The organism is Caminibacter profundus (assembly GCF_054657155.1).
The window spans coordinates 325,766-342,957 of sequence record NZ_BAAHXC010000001.1 but is presented as its reverse complement, the minus strand read 5'-3'; the positions used below and the strand labels follow the sequence as shown (position 1 = coordinate 342,957).

The following is a 17,192-nucleotide window of genomic DNA, read 5'->3' as shown; positions in this document are numbered from 1 at the left end:
AATAAAACTTCCTTTTATATTATTAATTTTTTGAATTTTTTTATAAGATACACCAAACTTCTTAGCAATATTACTTAAAGTGTCTCCAGGTTTTACTTTATATTGTACAAACTTTTCATTTAGAGGAATTATTAATTTTTGATTTACTCTTAAAAATTTTCCAAGTCTATTAAAATCCTTAATTACTTTTACTTTTATTCCAAAACGTTTAGCAATTTTAAATAAAGTATCTCCTTTTTTTACTCTATACACATATATATATCTTCCTTTCCCTCTAAAATTACTCTTAAAATAAGCTAATTTTTGATAAGGAATATATACATAATATTTATATGGAGGAGTGAAAGGATATTTTAGATGCATATTGTGAGCTCTTAGACTTTTATAATCTATATCTAAAAACTTTGATAAATAATATAATGAAGTCCCAGGAGGAACTGTTACTCTATTAAAAAAAGGTGTTACACCGCTATTTAATACATATGTGTTTGAATATTTTATAAATTCATCATTATTTAAAAGAAAACTCAAAGCTATTACTTTTAATATATATTCTCTTGTCTCTTTTGGAATATATTGTCTTTTAAGTCCTTTTTGAAACCTTAACAAATCATTAAGTGTTATATCTATATATTTTAATTCTTTATATATTTTATAAAGTTTACCAAAAGCTCTCTTTCCTTTTCTTTGATATTCTTTTATAATTTTTCTATATTGTTTGATTTTAGTATCTTTTTTACAATCTTTTCCTTTCATAATACATAGCTTATCTACTTTTGCTCTAACTACTCCCTCAACAACTCTTGCTTCTCCTGCATTATATGCCATAATAGCCAAATACCACTTGCCAAAAAAGTTATAAAGATATTTTAAATATTCAATTGCCGCTTTAGTTGATTTTACAGGATCTTTTCTTTCATCTACATAGTAATCAATTCTAAGTCCAAATCTCTTAGCGGTTGCCGGCATAAATTGCCAAAGCCCAATTGCTTTTTTATGAGATTTTGCATTTAAAGCAAAATAGCTCTCAGCCATAGCAACTGATACAAGCTCATTAGGAATATTAGAACTCAATATCTCTTGTTTTATTACAGGCAATAAATTAAACCCATTCTCAAGTATATTAAAAAAATAGTGCTTTTTTCTTTTGTAATATTCTTTATATTTAATATGTAATTTTGAGTTTAACAAAAAACTCTCATCAATATTTAAAGACCTAAGCACTTTTGCGTTATTATTAGTAATTACCTCAGCATTCAATAAAATAAAAAAGAAAATAATTAATTTTTTCATATATTAAAAAGCCTTTTTGTATTGTCAGTTGTAATATTTTCTACTTCTTTTGCATCTACTTCCCAAAGACTTGTAATTTTATCTCTTACATATGTAGTATATGCTGGTTCGTTTCTTTTACCTCTAAAAGGATGAGGTGTAAGATAAGGAGCATCAGTTTCAATAACTACTCTTGTCTTTGGTATTTTTGGAAATACGTTAATAAGTTTTCTTGCATTTTTAAAAGTAATTACTCCACCTATCCCATAATAAAACCTATCTGAAAACTTAAGAAGTTGCTCTGCTGCATTAAAGCAATGAAATACTCCTTTTATTTCAGGATGAGACTCTATCACTTTAATACTATCTTCTGTCGCATCTCTAATATGAACAATTATTGGCTTATTATATTCTTTTGCAATTTCAATTTGCTTGTGGAAATACTCAATCTGTTTCTGTCTCTTTTGTAGTTCTTTTACCCAATGATAATCAAGACCAATTTCACCAACTGCTACACATTTCGGATGTTCAATATAGTCTATTAATAATTTATCATCATATTTATCTATATCAACCGGATGAACTCCTACTGCAAAATAAATTTCATCATATTTATCGGCAAGCTTAATTGCTCTAGGTAAATCTTTTGGATCAGCTGCTGGTATGATAAATTTTTTTACTCCATTTTCTATTGCTCTTTTTATAACTTCATCAACATCTTCTTTGAATTTTACATTATCTAAATGAGTATGTGTATCTATAATCATTTATAACCTTTAACTTTTAATTTTTCACCCAGACCATTTTATAATGGTCGGGCAGGCTTTTTAACTTTTCACTTAAATAAATTCGTTTCTTTTCGTAACAGAAATATAAAATAAAATTCATTAATTTGTAAAGAATTGTAACTTTTAAATATAATTGTACAAAAAAAGGAGCTGTAATGGCAAATAGACCAACATTTACAAATGAAGAAGCGTTAGAATATCATGCAAAACCAGTCCCTGGTAAAATCGCAATTGAAGTAACTAAACCTGTAAGAGATTCAAGAGACCTATCAATTGCATATTCTCCAGGTGTTGCAATTCCGTGTATTGAAATTGATAAAGACGAAGATTTAGCTTACACTTACACAAACAAAGCAAACCTTGTAGCTGTTGTATCTGATTCAACTGCAGTTTTAGGGCTTGGAACTTTAAAACCAGTAGCAGGTAAACCAGTTATGGAAGGAAAAGCTGTTCTATTTAAAAAATTTGCTCACATTGATGCATACGATATTATGCTAAAAGAGAGAGACCCTGAAAAAATTGTTGAAATTGTAGAAGCAATTTCTCCAACATTTGGTGGAGTAAACCTTGAAGACATTAAAGCACCAAAATGTTTTGATATTGAAAAAGACCTTCAAGCTAGATGTGATATTCCGATTTTCCACGATGACCAACATGGTACTGCTATTATCTCTTCAGCAGCAATTATTAACTGGTGTGAATTAACAGGTAAAACACTTGATGAAATTAGAGTTGTAGTAATCGGTGCAGGTGCAGCTGGTATTGCAGCAGCAGAAATGTATAAAGCTCTTGGAATTAAAAATATGGTTCTAACTGATAGTAGAGGTCCTATTACTACAAAAAGAGGTGATTTAAATAAATACAAACAACCTTGGGCGGTTGATGAGAATCTTGAGACTCTTGCAGATGCAATGAAAGGTGCTGATGTAATCGTTGGTAACTCTGTTGCAAACTGCATTACTCAAGACATGGTAAAAACTTTAAATCCAAATGCATTACTTCTAACTCTTGCAAATCCAGATCCAGAAATTAAACCAGAACTTGCTCTTGAAGTTAGACCAGATGTATATATTGGAACAGGTAGAAGTGACTATCCAAACCAAGTAAACAACGTATTAGGATTCCCATTCATCTTTAGAGGTGCACTTGATACTCACGCAAAAGCTGTAAATATGGAAATGAAAATAGCAGCTTGTTATGCATTAGCAGATCTAGCTAAAAAACCAGTTCCAAAATATGTAAAAGAAGCTTATGGTGGAGCTGATTTAAAATTTGGAAAAGACTACATCCTTCCAAAACCATTTGACAGAAGAGTATTTGTTGATGAATCAGTTGCAGTTGCAAGAGCAGCAATTGAAAGTGGTGTTGCAAGAATTAAAGTTGATGATGTAGACAAATGGATAGAAGGTTATAAAGAGCACTTAATTAAAATGCTAAAAGAAAAAGAAGGAATTGATTACTACGCAGAATAATCCCCTATATGCCCTTTTGGGCCTCTTTTAAAAACTTAAGATAAAAATTGATTTTTGTTAAAGAAAATTTAAGTAATATACATACAGCAAAGATAAACACAAAGTAAAGAAAAAACTAGATGTGAAGTTTTAAAATCATTAATACTATTTGAAGGTTGAAAAAACTCTTAAAAATTGATGTTTTATAAAAATAAAAGATTCAATGCAAACCAAAATTATATAAACCACAATTTTTCTAATATTAAATTTATCTAAAACTTCTTTATTTTCGAAGTTTTTTATGCGAAAAAATTACAATCTCAAAATTAAGGATTTATTTTAACAACCACTGCCGAAACCATCACCCTTTAGGGCGGGTAGCTTACGATTGATATAAATATAAAAAATTTAAAATAAAATTAACATAATAATTTTACTCTATAAATATTTTGGTTCAAATTTTAAACTTATAGAATTTATACAGTATCTCAGTCCTGTTAGCATTGGTCCATCACCAAAAAGATGTCCTAAATGTGCTCCACATTTTGCACACATAACCTCTATTCTCATTAGACCTCCACTAAAATCAGGTGCTTCTAAAACCTTGCCAATTGGCATATAAAAACTTGGCCATCCAGTGCCACTATCAAATTTATGCTCGCTACTAAAAAGTACTTCTTCACAGCATTTACACTTATACACTCCTGGCTTTTTGTTATCCCAGTATTCATTATTAAATGCTGGTTCTGTTCCTTTTTCACATATTACATACTTTTCAAATTCACTTAATTTATTTTTGCAATCACACATATCCATCCTTTGATATAATTTCATTTACTTACTTTAAGATAAATTTTATCTAAAATGGGAGTAAAATGAAAGATTTAAATTCGCTAAATAATCTAATAGAAGCTTTTGAAGAGTTGCCAAGTCTTGGCAAAAAATCTGCTACTCGCTTAGCACTTAGTCTTGCAAAAGACAAATTTAAAGCACTAAAACTTATTAATGCTATAGAAGAAGTCATAACTAACATTAAAGAGTGTGAAATTTGTGGAAATTTCAGTGAGCATGAAATATGTAATATTTGTGATAACCCAAACCGAGACAAAACTTTAGCAATTGTAGAATCTCCAAAAGATATAATGATTATTGAAGAAAGTGGTAGTTACTTTGGGTACTATTTTGTACTAAGCCATTTAGATGATGAAAATATTCAAAAAATAAGAAACTTAATTAAAGAAAAAAATATAAAAGAAATTATATTTGCTTTCCCTCCATCAGTAGAAAGTGAGGCTAGGTGTCTCTTTCTTGAAGATAAATTAAAAGATTTAAATATTGAGTTTTCTCAAATTGCCCAAGGAGTCCCAACCGGCGTTCATTTTGAAAATATTGATGTTAATTCACTTGCAAAGGCTATTAAACTTAGGTTTAAAATGAATTCTTAAACTCTCCATCAACATAGTACCATTTATCTTCTTTTATAAACCTACTTTTTTCTCTCATTACATAATCATCAATAAAAGCCTTAAACTCCACAAATGCCTCATTTTCACCATCAACAAATTCAATAATCTCAAGCTTTTTAAATTCACTCTTACTAAATTCTTTAATAGACTTTATCCATTCATCTTTATTTTTTTCAAAATGAGGTGAGTTTTTATGAGTAGTTTTTATTATATAATTTGCATTTTGAGCTGCATATGCTGAATATCTACTTTTCATAAGTTCAAGTGCATTTTTTGGATTACTTCCTTTATGAAATCTATAACAACACTCTTTATATTTTTTTCCACTTCCACATGGACATTTTGAGTTTTTAGATATTTTCATTTCTTGCCTTCTAATTTTAATTTTTCTAAATAACATTCCACCATTTTACAATAGCAAAGCGCCTTCCTAAAACTTCTTTTACCTCATGCGCAAAAAGCCCATGAGATGGAAAGACTATCATCTGCCCTGCTTTTGGTTTAAAAATTACTTTTTTTCCATCATTATATCTTAAATGAGAAAACTCTATCTCACCTCCTTCAAAATCATCATTTAAAAATAAAAGTGTTGTAATTTTTCTATCACTCTTAACAAGTTTATAACCAACTAATTTTTCATTTTTATAAATCTCACTTGAATTATCAGCATGCCTTTTATAAAAACCCCCGTTTCTATACTCTAAAACCTGAATATCCGTTCCACTAAGAAGTGAAACTCCAAAAAATTTTTCTATTGTCTCTTTTTTTTCATTAATAACTTTATTAAAAATTTCTCTAATCTCATTTGTGGGTTTATGAAGTATAGTTTTTCTAATATCTTCATCAAGACCTTTAGCCACTAGCTCTGCTTTATAATCTTCATCTTTTTTTAAAGAATCTATTATTTTTTTACACTCATTTTTACTCAAAACATTCTCAAAAACTAAAAAAGGATACTTATTATAAAAAGAAGCTAATGGATATTTCTCAAAATCCATATTCCAAATTTCTTTTAGGACATAGATTTTTTGAGAAATAAAAATCATTAACGCTCCTTTTTTACTTTTAATCTATTAGAAACTTTACTTTTTTTATAAAACTCTGGTTTATTTTTATAACTCATCTCTCCTTCAATTCCTTTTAAAATTCCTTCCAGCTCGCTAACGCAAATCTCCCCTTCAATACCTTTTGTTTCAGCCTTTAAATTTCCGTTTTCATCTATTTCTATTTCAATTTTAAATTCCTGCATTTTCAACTCCTTTAATAAATTCATCACTTGGATAACCTGTAATTTTAACTTCATCATCTAATACCAATTCCAAGATGTTTAGACACTTCAGTATAATAAAATTTAGTTAATCAAATACAACCAATTAAAGCATATACTTCTATTTAAAAACTATGACTATATTAGAATTGGTATAACAATCTCAATAACATTTGTCTTTGCTTTTATAAGAAGCTCTAATTCACTCCTAAATTCCATCCGTTTCCTTTTTTTGCTATTATTTTATTAAAAACCTCAATGGAAATACAATGGAAATCTAAAGGAAAAAAGTGGAAAAATCGGAATTATTAAAATGTAGAGATAGAATTGAAAATATTAGACAAAAAATGAACTGGGATATAAAAAAAATTCATAAAATTCTAAAAGAAAAATTTGATACCGTTCCTAATGAATATAATGCTTTTTTTAAACAATACAAATATGACGGCAAAAAATACAAAGGCTCAGTTAAACATTTTTGTACATATTACGAATACATTTATAACTTAAAAGAAGTTCAAGAAAAACTAACTACTCCATCAAAACAAAATATATTTCAATATATAGTAGGAATACTTATCGGTATTTTGCTTGGACTAATAGTCTGGAATATTTTATTTCCTAATGATGAATTAATTTAAAAAAATATATCAAAATAAAGAATGTATAAAAAAGTGTTTAAATCATCCTAAACTATAAATTATAGATACTCATAATAAGCATTCTCTCCTTTTGATTTTAAAAATTTATTTATTATAGCACCTCCTTTTGCAAATACAATATTTTCAGGAATATTTTCATCAAATACTATTTTATCCATTCCAATATTTTCTTTAACCCATCTTAACATAATATTTTTACTCTTTGGATTTATGTAAATATTTTCATCCCTCTCAAACTGAGAATTAAGAGCTTTTGAATGTTTTGCCGTTACTATTTCAAAGTCTTTTTCTTTATATTCAAAATCTTCACTTAAAAAATGAAACTTTTTATCTTTAGTCAAAAAGCCACTTTCATAAGGAATTTTATTAACTGCAGGATTAACTCCAAACTCTTCATCAATCCACTCTACATTTTTACTTATCTCTTCTAAATACTCATCCTCACTTTTTAACCCATCAAACTCAAAAGCCTCAAATAAAAACTTTGTCAATTCATATTCACTTAATACCTCGAACTTGGAACTTAGAACTTTGCTACTTTTTAATATATATTCGTGAAAATAACTCCCCCTTATATCTTTTTTCTCATAAAAATCTTTTGTAGGAATAAAAAGAGTAGAAATCTTAGCCGTTTCATCATAATATTTTCCAAAAACAATTGTATTTTTATTTTTAAGCTTTTTCCATTTATCTCTATTTACAAAACTAACAAGTGGATTTGCCCCTTGAATAAAAACAGCATCGTAATCTCTTAAGTTTACATCAAAAAGAGCTACTTTATTTTTATGATTTATTTTAAAAGGGTCATTAATACCATAACCACTACTACCAAGAAAAGCAACACCTCTATCACTTTTACCAAAATAATCCAGCATAAAAAACAAACTATCAATAGCCCAAGTGGTTTTATAACACTCTTTACATTTAGCAATACCAAGTCCGGTTAATACAACTGCTCCCTCTTTAATAACTTCAAAAAGTTTCATTAAATTTTCATTATTTATTCCACATTTTTTAATTAGTTCATCTTTCCTATAAGAAAATACTATTTTTCTAAACTTTTCAAAATCAACTCCATCATTTCTTTTTATTAAATCATTCTCTATAACCATCTGAGATAACAAAATTGCTAAATAAAAGTCACTATTAGGTTTTACTTGAATAAAAATATCTGAATTTTTAGCAGTTTTTGTATTTATTACATCAATTGTAATAGTAAATTTACTTTTTAAAAGAGGCAAAAGATGAATATTGCTAACTACCGGGTTTCTCCCCCAAATTATTACATTTTTTGCATTTTTGATTATCCAAGTTGGAAGAATTAAAGACTTTCCACGACCTTTATTTATGCCATCTTCCCCCATACCATCACAAGTACTTCCAACAGCAAAAGTAGCTCCATATTTTTCAAAAAAAAGTTTTGTTACATTTTGCATAAGGCCCATATTACCAGAGCCTTTTACAAAAAGCACTTTTTTTGGTTCTGTATTTTTTAAAATTTCAACAAATTTTTCTAACGCTCTACTTAACATAATATTTTTACCATCAATTTTAGCAGTAGTAACTCTTGGGAATTTGAAGTAATTATTTAATTTATAGCAAAGATAAGGAGTAAATCCCTCCCCTTTTATTCTTGGAACTTGGAACCTGGAACTTGGAACCTTTATTTCACATTTACATGCATCCCAACAATCAAGAGGACAAAACATTAATAAACCTCTCTTCTATGTGCAATTCTAACAACTGTGATAGTAATAATGTTGTTTTCTTTTACATAAATAATCCTATAATCACCTGCTCTTTTTCTAAACTTACCTTTATATTTTCCCTTTAAAGCTTTATTATTAAAAAAATTACCTTTTTTTAGTTCTAATAATTTTTTAGCAACAATTTTTTGAGCTTCTTTATCTAAACTCAAAAATTCTTTTTCTGCTCTCTTTTCTAAAACAACTTCATACATCTATACCTGCTTTTTTTAAAACTTCTTCAAGTTCTACTACCGAACTTTTTCCATTTTTTAAATCATCAAGCCTTTTATCAGCTATTTTTTCATCAAGTTTGTCAAAATAATAACTAACCGCCTCTTCAATTAATTTTGAAGTTTTAATATTTAGCTCTTTTGCTGCACTTTCAAGTTCTTTTGCTAAAACATCATCTAAATTTATACAAATTTTCATTTTCTTCCTTATACATTAAATCTAAAATGCATTACATCACCATCTTGGACTACGTAATCTTTTCCTTCAAGCCTCATAGCACCTGCTTCTTTTGCGCCTTGTTCGCCGCCATATTTGATAAAATCATCATAACTAATAACCTCAGCTCTAATAAACCCTTTCTCAAAATCAGTATGAATCACTCCTGCAGCCTGAGGTGCTTTTGTACCTTTTTTAATAGTCCAGCTTCTAACTTCTATTTTTCCAGCCGTAAAATAACTAATCAAATCAAGTTTTTCATATGCTTTTCTAATTATTTGGTCAAGTCCACTCTCTTTTGCTCCAAGGCTCTCTAAAAATTCTTTTCTTTCTTCATCACTCATATCAACCATCTCTTCTTCAAGCTTTGCACATAATTTTATTACTTCTCTATTATGCTTGTTTGCATATTCTCTTAGAGCTTTTACATATTCATTATCTTCAGCTAAACCTTCTTCATCAACATTTGCTCCATAAAAAATTTCTTTATTAGTTAAAAAATTAAGCTCCTTCTCAAGTACTTTAAAGCTTTCTTCATCTTTTTTAGGAAATGTTTTTACTGGATTTCCTTCACTAATCCACTCCATAAGTTCATTTGCAAGCTCAAGCTGAGCTTTTGCATCTTTACTTCCTTTTGCTTGTTTAGTTAATTTATTAATTCTTTTTTCTAGAGTTTGCATATCTGCATAAAGTAATTCTTGTTCTATAATTTCAACATCTCTAATTGGATCTACACTATTTTCTACATGAATTACATTAGGATCATCAAAACATCTAACCATATGCAAAATAATATCTGTCTCACGGATATTTGCTAAAAACTGATTTCCAAGCCCTTCACCTTTACTAGCACCTTTAACTAAACCTGCAATATCAACAAACTCAATGGTTGAGTATTGAATTCTATCAGGGTTTACTATTTTTGCAAGTTCTTCAATTCTTTCATCTGGAACAGGAACTATTGCTTTATTTGGCTCAATAGTACAAAATGGATAATTCTGAGCTTCAGCATTTTGAGTCTTTGTAAGAGCATTAAATGTAGTAGATTTTCCAACATTTGGAAGTCCAACAATTCCAACTTTCATTTATCTTTTCTCCTTATTTTCGGTATTTTTGAGTTTTAGCTTACACCTTTTAGCTTACACTTTCTACGAATTAATTACGAAAGTGTAAAAGCTTCTTATAATTAAATGAAATTATAACTTAAAATTATCAATAATTCTTTTGTGTTCAGCACAATATTTTTTTATCAAAACTAATCAATAGATTTTCTACTTTGAAAAAAAACTTACAAAAAATACAATTTTTAAAAGCTCTTTTTCTTCATTATATTCAATTTCTAAATTTTTTTTTGATTTATAAAAAATAATTTTTTTGGTGCAAAATATCGGTTCTAATAAAAAAATTAAAAAAAATTCAAAAGAATCTAATTTCTTATATCTAAAACTTTTTTTCCATATTCTCTTAAATTTCCTTCTGGGTCAACATTTTTATAAATAGTAGCTCTTTTGTGATATTTTTCCAATATATTTTAGAAAAATACCTTTAATGTTTTGAATAAGTTTATAGTTTACACAAGTAATGCTACTGGAAGTAGCTTATAATCTTTGTTTTTTAATGCACAGAGTATGTATAAATACTCCGTGTTTATGGTGTTTGTTTTGTTTAAAAAATAGCGTTATTAAAAATGGTCTTGAAAAAATTTTATTCATACATTTTTTTCTTTACTATTTCAATAAAGTTGTTAATTTCATCTCGAATTTGAGTTATATCATTTAAATTAATTCCAAAAAATCTAAAATCTATATCACTATCTAAAAATCCAATATTTTCATTTATTTTATTTAATTCTTTATCTGGATATATTTGACCTGCTAAAACAACATCGTAACCTTTATTTTGATAGTATGATATGTAAGTTGCTGTTTTGTAAAAATCTTCTCTATTAAACCATACACTTCTTTTAAATTTTGCATCAAATATAATTACTTTATTTTTAGACTTATGATACAATACAATATCTGGTCTCATTTCATTTTTATTTTTATCATTAAAAAATGGCATTTTTTTAAACAATTTTAATGATTCCTCTTTTTTTAGTTCCCATTCATCGTTAATATTAGTTAATATGTTAGCAATAAAATTTTCCCATATTTTAGATATATTTACTAAATACCCATAAAAAGTATTTTTTTGATTTAATTTTTTGAAATTAGTACTGTTATTTCTAATATTAATTTTGCTAAATAAAGAGTCTGTTTATATTCACTATATAAAGGATTGTTTAAAATATTGTGATTTAAAGCCTTTTGAATAATCCTTTTATTTAACGGTATATTTAAATTATATTGCATTAAGTCATTTTTTATTTTACTTAGTGTAGGGTCTTTATAATTTTTGTTTAATATAATGTAATTAATTACATTTAGCAAAACTAAAGCTATTGATGTAACAATTATTCTTTCATTTTTAATATAGGGTGTTTTTCCTTTAAAAGGTATTTCTTGCGAATAGAGTTTTTTTATATCTATACTTCCTTTGATATTATAATCTTTTTCTTGATACGTAGAATAGCTAAAAGGAAATCCAAATATAACTGCTTGTTTTAAAGAATTGATAAACATTTTAAAAAGTATAAATTCAGATAGTGTATTTGTTTTTTTTATTGTTGATTTAGGGTTGTAGTTTAAGATACTCTCATTTAAATAAAAACTATCTGCTACATCTAATAAATATTCTAAAACGGAATATTCATTTTCAAATCTAAGACCTATTGAGATTTTCAATTCATCTTTATAATAAATTTCTCCTACCATATTATGTGTATAAATATATTCTTTTCCATTTTCATATTTGAGTGTTAATATGTTTTCATTATCTTTATCTGTTTTAGATTGAGGATAATATTCTACTCCTTGTAAATTATTTAATGTTAATACTCCATGAAATTCTTCTAAAAGTTTTTTAAGTTTTTTAAACTTTTTATTATCTAAGTCATGTTTACTATTTTCATTTAGATGAATTGTTTGATGTCTCATTTACAAAAACCTCTTTAAAGTGTTTCACCTCTTTATCATTTCCATAATCCATTTTTAGATAGTTATAAATAATTGGTTCTATATGATTATCAAAAAGAGATATTTTACTGTTTTTAGTAATTTTTTTACTTTTTGTGTATTTTCTGATATTAGCAAAAATTGCATGACCTATTTCAAATGATTCATTAGCTATTGAAATTTCATTGACTATACTTTTATTTAATTTATTGCAAGATTTTATATATTTATCTAAATCTTCATATCCATTTTCTTCTAAAATAGATTCTAAAATTGTTTCATCATATTTTTTTTCTATCCATTTAAATCTTCTTCTAAATGCAAATCAATACTATCAATACTTTTATCTATATCATTCATTGTAGCTCTTATATATAGATTTTTAGGCACAAAAAAATATGCTTTTTTATCTTTCCAATAAACAGCACTCTCTTTTGTCTCCATTGAAGCAGATGAGAGTTGAATTTTATTTTCAAAGCCTCTATAATCATCTTCAATTGCAAACAATAATTCTCCAAAAACTCTTGATAAATCAGCTCTATTTATTTCATCAATCAGTATAAAAAAAGGAGGAAATTGAGACAATACAGGAATATTCTTTTTTATTATAAATATTTCTTTTTCATCTATTAAAAGTTCTAAATCTTTTTTTAATTTTGTGTTTTCATCTAATTTTTGAGGAAGACTCTTATCTTTTTCAGCTTCTTTATAATAAGCTATTTCATACTTTGCTGCTTCTTTGCATAATTCTTTAAAAATACCATTTTTATATATTAATTTTATACCATTAGAGTTTTCATCAGAAATATCAGGTTTTAACCCTCCTATAAAATCTTCATAAGTATATGCTCCATGAAATTGGATAAATTTATAATGCTCTTCTTTTTCTATATACTCTTCTATTTCTTTTTTAGCTTCATAAGTTTTTCCTGTCCCTGGCGCTCCGTGATAAATGATATTTCTAAATAAGTTTATTTCGGTTGTTTTCCAATATTTAGAAATTTTTTTATCATAAAAATTCTCAAAATCATATTCTTCTTTTAAGGCTTGTTTTATATGATATATTTTACAATCTATTTCCGGTCTAAAATTTTCTTCGCACTCATTTTTAATATATTCTTCAAATGCTTCAACAATATCATTTTTATGAGAATAACTTACTATTGGTTCATATTTGTCTGGGGCTAAAAAATATAATAATGCATTGAATATTGAAGCTCGTTTTGTTGTTTCTTTATTATTAATTTTAATAGTTATACATCCTTCACCATCTTCACAATTAGTTGTATTGGTTAAAATATCGATAATGTCACTATTTTTATTTTTTAAATAGTTATCTAAGAATTTTATTATAAACGCAATTTCAAAAGGCTTATTTGTGTTATAATAAGTGCCAACTGCTGCAATTCCTTTATAATCATAGTCATTGATATATTGATTGTTTTCTACATCTATTTCTTTAAGACTATCATCTAAATTTAAAATCTCTTTTATTGAATTTATTGTTCCTTGTTTACTACTGTTTGCTGGGACTAATCTCCACAAAAATATACAATGAGCTAAAATTTCAATAGCGTTTTGTTGGATTGTGTTTTTATTATCGTTATGTATTAGTTGACTTTCAATTTTTTCTATAAAACTTTCTGGACCATCTTTTCCATTCTCAATAAAATTTTCAATTAAAAAATCAATATTTTCTTCATTTAATATTTCATCATCATCTTTTTCTCTAAAAATAGACTTTTTGTTTTCTAAAAATATTTCTTTAAATATATTAAATATCTCTAATGCTGATTTTGCCATTATCTACCTTTTTACTCTTTTTTTTCTTCTAAATTTAAAGTTCTAATTTTTTTTTGTAAATTATTGTATTTTCTCATCTTCTCCTTCTTTTATAAATATTTCCATCAATTCTTCTTTTGAAAGATTAACTACTTCATTGATATTTTTATTTTCTACAAATATATCTAATTCAGCTTTAATATCAGCAGATAATTCAATAAAATAATCATCATTTGAAAACAAAATCACATCCTCAGATAAAAAAGTGCAATTATTTACAACAATTTCAAGCTCTTCCTTTGTAAAATAGTCACAAAATTTAGGATTAAGTTCATAATAAACATTCATACTCTCTATCTTACCTTTTATCCAACAACCTTTTTCCATAAAAATTCCTTTGTGATTTATGAAAGTATATAAAATAAAAGAGACAATATAAGCCAAAGAGAAGTTTATTTATTTTAAGGTTGAAATATTTTATCAAAATCATTACACCAAAACTCTTTAAATTCACTATCTGGTATGTCTTGATTATAAAAAAAGAGTCTTAATTCAATATCTTTAAGTTTGCTTTTTAATTCTAAAAATCCTCTTATTTTATCACTTGCATTTTTTGTGTGTTCTACCCCTTTTGGGTCAATGAATATTATATATTTTTTTTCATCTTTTTTAAGCCAAAATATAAAATCTGGATAAAAATCTCTATAACAAGATTGCTTAGTATCAAAATAAGGTATTTTAATATTATCAATTTTTTCTTCTATTTTGCTAAACATCCACTTATCATAAAGTTTTAATTGATTATTGTCTTTTTTTAGATATTTTATTAATTCTTTTATAAATTCTATTTCACTTTTTTGTTTTATTAGATGCATAAATTTTTGAGTTATCTCTTTTTTATCAATATTATTTTCTGGTATATGTAATAATGGAATATAGAAATGTTCTTTTATTATTTTACAATCTATTAAATCTGGAATAAATTTTGAAGTATTGATTTTTTTTAATTCTTCTTCAATTTTAGATGTATCTATACCGAGCTCTTTATTAGTTTCGAGTGCATTTATTAATTTTTCTTTTCGAGTTTTATTATCAGGACATTTTTTAAGTTCTTTTATTTTTTTTAAATCACTTTCTAATTCCTTTATTTCTTCATCACTTAATAAAGCACACATTTTTTGATAATGAATAATTTCATTTGTTAATAGTTTAATACCATCAAACTCTAAAACTTTTTCATTCCAATAAGAATCTAATACTTCTATCAATTTATCCAAACTTATATTTTTACTTGAATTTACAAAATTATCATTTTTTATATTTTTTAAAGTTCTTGTTTTAATATTATGTTTTAGTATAAAAGTGGATTCGTCGTAATTATCTAAATAATTTTTAAGCTCTTTTTTAGAAACTCTATTAAGATAAAATGGTTTATCATTAAACTTATTACTCTCTTTCCATACAGGCACACACACAAAATCTTCATTAATTGAAATATTATTATCATACCATCTAAAATTTTTACATTCATTCTTATTACTCACTTTTTCAAGACCATTTAATACTTTTTCAAGATACTCTTTTTTTGAAGGAAAAACAAACAAACTTTCTATAAAATCTTTTAGTTTTACTATTGTGTTAAAATTTTTAATTGTTTTTTTATCATTATCATCTAGTTCTAAAATTCTTTTTCTTTTATTTTTAATAGGCTCAATTCTAACGCCTCTTCCTATTGCTTGTAAAATTAATTTTTCTGCATCACTTTTTCCAAGTTCTACAAAATTAACAATATTTACTCTATTTGTATCCCATCCTTCAATAAACATTCTACTACCAAGCAAGATAGAAATATTTTCTTTTTTATCCAATTCTTTAAAAAAGTTATCATCAATAGTTTGAAGTGAATCATAATCTTTTAAAAACTCATCACTCCATTTAATAATATCTCCTGCATAAATTATGCATAAAATATTCTTCTGAGTTTTTTGACTTAAAGACTAATTCGTTTTTATTTTTTGAATAAGCATATTCAAGTTTTGAAGGGTTAGGAGCGTTAAATACATATTTATAAAATTCTTCTTTTGTGATAGTAATTTTTCTGTTTAAATTTCCAAGACCAAATAGATAATCTTTATTTATTTCGCTATTTAATTCATTTTTTAATTTATTAAAATCAAAATCTCCCTCAGCAATTAAAGATAATTGTTCAAAAAATATTTTTAAATCTGCATTTTCAGTATTTACTTTGTTTGCGATAGTCATCATCAAAGGAGAGTGGTAATAATTACCGTGTTGTTTTATTTGTTCATAATCTTTTCTAATTTGAGCTAATAAAATTAAACTTTTTGCAATACTTTCTAATTGATTGTCATTTTTAGTGCTTACACTAGAATCCATAAGCATTAACTTTTTACCATATCCAGCTTGTAAAAATTTATCTAACTTAAAATCAAAAATTGTAGTTACTTTATCTAATTCATCAGAGAAAGTAGCACTAAAATTAAAAATCACTCCATTTTTAGCAATTATAGTAAATAATGCTTTTCTTTTTGATAAATTTTTAGATGTTTCTCCTTTGTGAGCTTCATCCAAAATCAAATACCACTTACCTTCATTATAAAACTCCATAAAATTTAATTCTTTTTCTTTTGTATCGCTATCTACGATGTTGTTTGAACGATAATAATAAACAATAATTCTGTTTTTATTATTTGAAATTTTTCCATCAAAATCTCTTAACTCTCTCAACTCAATAGGTAAAAATGTATGATAAGAATTATAAGTATTTATATGATTTTTTAGTTGATTTAATATATCCTCAGTAGGAGCGAGAATTAAGATATTATTTTTTGCTATTTTATTTTTTTGCATAAGAAGATGTAAAATTTCTATTAGTTTTATCATTACTAAACTTTTTCCACTTCCTGTTGCCATCCAAAAACTACATCTATTTACTAATTCTTTAAACTCAATTTCTTTTTGTTTTTTATTTAATAACAATTCACTTAAATTACTATCTCCTATTTCTATATCATTTAGTTTTAGATTATCATCATTTATATTATACTCTTTATAGAGATTGTAAATTTTTTCTTTGTTAAACTCTTTATTTTCATAAGCTAAATTCAAAAATTTACTTACATTTTCAAGAGCTTTTAATTGATAATCAAATAGTTTTATATTATGTGAAAAACTATCATCTATTTTCAAATCAATATCTATTAAATTTTCATTTATAATTCTTTCAAGCATC

At 25.9% G+C, this 17,192-nt stretch carries 18 protein-coding genes and 1 pseudogene; 3 read left to right on the top strand and 16 right to left on the bottom strand.

Features of this window, described 5'->3' with window-relative positions; genetic code table 11:
- Positions 1 to 291: 291 nt before the first annotated feature.
- Positions 292 to 1,293 (bottom strand): annotated as a pseudogene (locus tag ACYQ1U_RS09195) (lytic transglycosylase domain-containing protein); the annotation flags it as partial.
- Complete coding sequence (locus ACYQ1U_RS01765; protein ID WP_459883584.1) at positions 1,290 to 2,039, bottom strand: TatD family hydrolase; 750 nt, start codon at positions 2,037 to 2,039, stop codon at positions 1,290 to 1,292. The pseudogene ACYQ1U_RS09195 and the gene ACYQ1U_RS01765, both read right to left, overlap by 4 nt.
- Positions 2,040 to 2,215: 176 nt before the next feature.
- On the opposite strand from ACYQ1U_RS01765, the gene ACYQ1U_RS01760 reads away from it, so the two are divergent.
- A complete protein-coding gene (locus ACYQ1U_RS01760; RefSeq protein ID WP_459883582.1) occupies positions 2,216 to 3,532 on the top strand; it encodes a malic enzyme-like NAD(P)-binding protein in 1,317 nt (438 codons plus the stop codon).
- 417 nt (positions 3,533 to 3,949) lie between these two features.
- Here the strand turns inward: ACYQ1U_RS01760 and msrB are convergent, their stop codons facing one another.
- On the bottom strand, positions 3,950 to 4,321 hold the full coding sequence (gene msrB, locus ACYQ1U_RS01755; protein ID WP_459883580.1) for a peptide-methionine (R)-S-oxide reductase MsrB: 372 nt from the start codon (positions 4,319 to 4,321) through the stop codon (positions 3,950 to 3,952).
- Between the two features lie 65 nt (positions 4,322 to 4,386).
- Between msrB and recR the strand changes: the two genes are divergently transcribed.
- Complete coding sequence (recR, locus tag ACYQ1U_RS01750) at positions 4,387 to 4,956, top strand: recombination mediator RecR (RefSeq protein ID WP_459883578.1); 570 nt, start codon at positions 4,387 to 4,389, stop codon at positions 4,954 to 4,956.
- Here recR and ACYQ1U_RS01745 read toward each other — a convergent pair.
- From ACYQ1U_RS01745 to ACYQ1U_RS01735, 3 genes are read right to left on the bottom strand one after another with little or no spacing between them, the layout of a single operon-like run.
- Positions 4,940 to 5,341: a YchJ family protein gene (locus ACYQ1U_RS01745; protein ID WP_459883576.1), complete on the bottom strand. Its 402-nt coding sequence runs from the start codon at positions 5,339 to 5,341 to the stop codon at positions 4,940 to 4,942. The two genes, recR and ACYQ1U_RS01745, sit on opposite strands and share 17 nt — an antisense overlap.
- A 25-nt stretch (positions 5,342 to 5,366) precedes the next feature.
- A complete protein-coding gene (locus ACYQ1U_RS01740; protein ID WP_459883574.1) occupies positions 5,367 to 6,023 on the bottom strand; it encodes a prolyl hydroxylase family protein in 657 nt (218 codons plus the stop codon).
- Entirely contained in the window at positions 6,023 to 6,226 is a 204-nt protein-coding gene (locus tag ACYQ1U_RS01735; RefSeq protein ID WP_459883571.1) for a hypothetical protein, read from the bottom strand. Before ACYQ1U_RS01735 ends, ACYQ1U_RS01740 begins: the two co-directional genes overlap by 1 nt.
- A gap of 308 nt (positions 6,227 to 6,534) precedes the next feature.
- Between ACYQ1U_RS01735 and ACYQ1U_RS01730 the strand changes: the two genes are divergently transcribed.
- The gene (locus ACYQ1U_RS01730; RefSeq protein ID WP_459883569.1) at positions 6,535 to 6,885 is read left to right on the top strand and encodes a hypothetical protein; all 351 of its coding nucleotides are present in this window, start codon (positions 6,535 to 6,537) and stop codon (positions 6,883 to 6,885) included.
- A gap of 59 nt (positions 6,886 to 6,944) precedes the next feature.
- Here ACYQ1U_RS01730 and ACYQ1U_RS01725 read toward each other — a convergent pair whose 3' ends face one another.
- The 10 genes from ACYQ1U_RS01725 to ACYQ1U_RS01680 form a co-directional block, all read right to left on the bottom strand.
- Positions 6,945 to 8,615 (bottom strand): molybdopterin-dependent oxidoreductase, encoded by a 1,671-nt coding sequence (locus ACYQ1U_RS01725; protein WP_459883567.1) that lies wholly within the window; start codon positions 8,613 to 8,615, stop codon positions 6,945 to 6,947.
- Positions 8,615 to 8,866 (bottom strand): type II toxin-antitoxin system RelE family toxin, encoded by a 252-nt coding sequence (locus ACYQ1U_RS01720; protein WP_459883565.1) that lies wholly within the window; start codon positions 8,864 to 8,866, stop codon positions 8,615 to 8,617. Before ACYQ1U_RS01720 ends, ACYQ1U_RS01725 begins: the two co-directional genes overlap by 1 nt.
- Positions 8,859 to 9,083, bottom strand: a complete 225-nt coding sequence (locus ACYQ1U_RS01715) for a ribbon-helix-helix domain-containing protein (protein WP_459883562.1) — start codon at positions 9,081 to 9,083, stop codon at positions 8,859 to 8,861. The genes ACYQ1U_RS01720 and ACYQ1U_RS01715 overlap by 8 nt, the downstream gene beginning before the upstream one ends.
- Positions 9,084 to 9,091: 8 nt before the next feature.
- Complete coding sequence (ychF, locus tag ACYQ1U_RS01710) at positions 9,092 to 10,186, bottom strand: redox-regulated ATPase YchF (RefSeq protein WP_459883560.1); 1,095 nt, start codon at positions 10,184 to 10,186, stop codon at positions 9,092 to 9,094.
- Positions 10,187 to 10,805: 619 nt separating this feature from the next.
- Positions 10,806 to 11,264 (bottom strand): 5-methylcytosine restriction system specificity protein McrC, encoded by a 459-nt coding sequence (locus tag ACYQ1U_RS01705; RefSeq protein WP_459886361.1) that lies wholly within the window; start codon positions 11,262 to 11,264, stop codon positions 10,806 to 10,808.
- 35 nt (positions 11,265 to 11,299) lie between these two features.
- Positions 11,300 to 12,139, bottom strand: coding sequence for a 5-methylcytosine restriction system specificity protein McrC (locus ACYQ1U_RS01700; protein WP_459883557.1), 840 nt, complete (start codon positions 12,137 to 12,139; stop codon positions 11,300 to 11,302).
- 312 nt (positions 12,140 to 12,451) lie between these two features.
- On the bottom strand, positions 12,452 to 13,960 hold the full coding sequence (locus ACYQ1U_RS01695; protein WP_459883555.1) for an AAA family ATPase: 1,509 nt from the start codon (positions 13,958 to 13,960) through the stop codon (positions 12,452 to 12,454).
- Between the two features lie 60 nt (positions 13,961 to 14,020).
- Positions 14,021 to 14,326 (bottom strand): hypothetical protein, encoded by a 306-nt coding sequence (locus ACYQ1U_RS01690; RefSeq protein WP_459883552.1) that lies wholly within the window; start codon positions 14,324 to 14,326, stop codon positions 14,021 to 14,023.
- Positions 14,327 to 14,400: 74 nt separating this feature from the next.
- Positions 14,401 to 15,807, bottom strand: a complete 1,407-nt coding sequence (locus ACYQ1U_RS01685) for a hypothetical protein (protein WP_459883549.1) — start codon at positions 15,805 to 15,807, stop codon at positions 14,401 to 14,403.
- A gap of 67 nt (positions 15,808 to 15,874) precedes the next feature.
- Positions 15,875 to 17,191 (bottom strand): DEAD/DEAH box helicase family protein, encoded by a 1,317-nt coding sequence (locus tag ACYQ1U_RS01680; protein ID WP_459883546.1) that lies wholly within the window; start codon positions 17,189 to 17,191, stop codon positions 15,875 to 15,877.
- Between the last annotated feature and the right edge of the window lies 1 nt (position 17,192).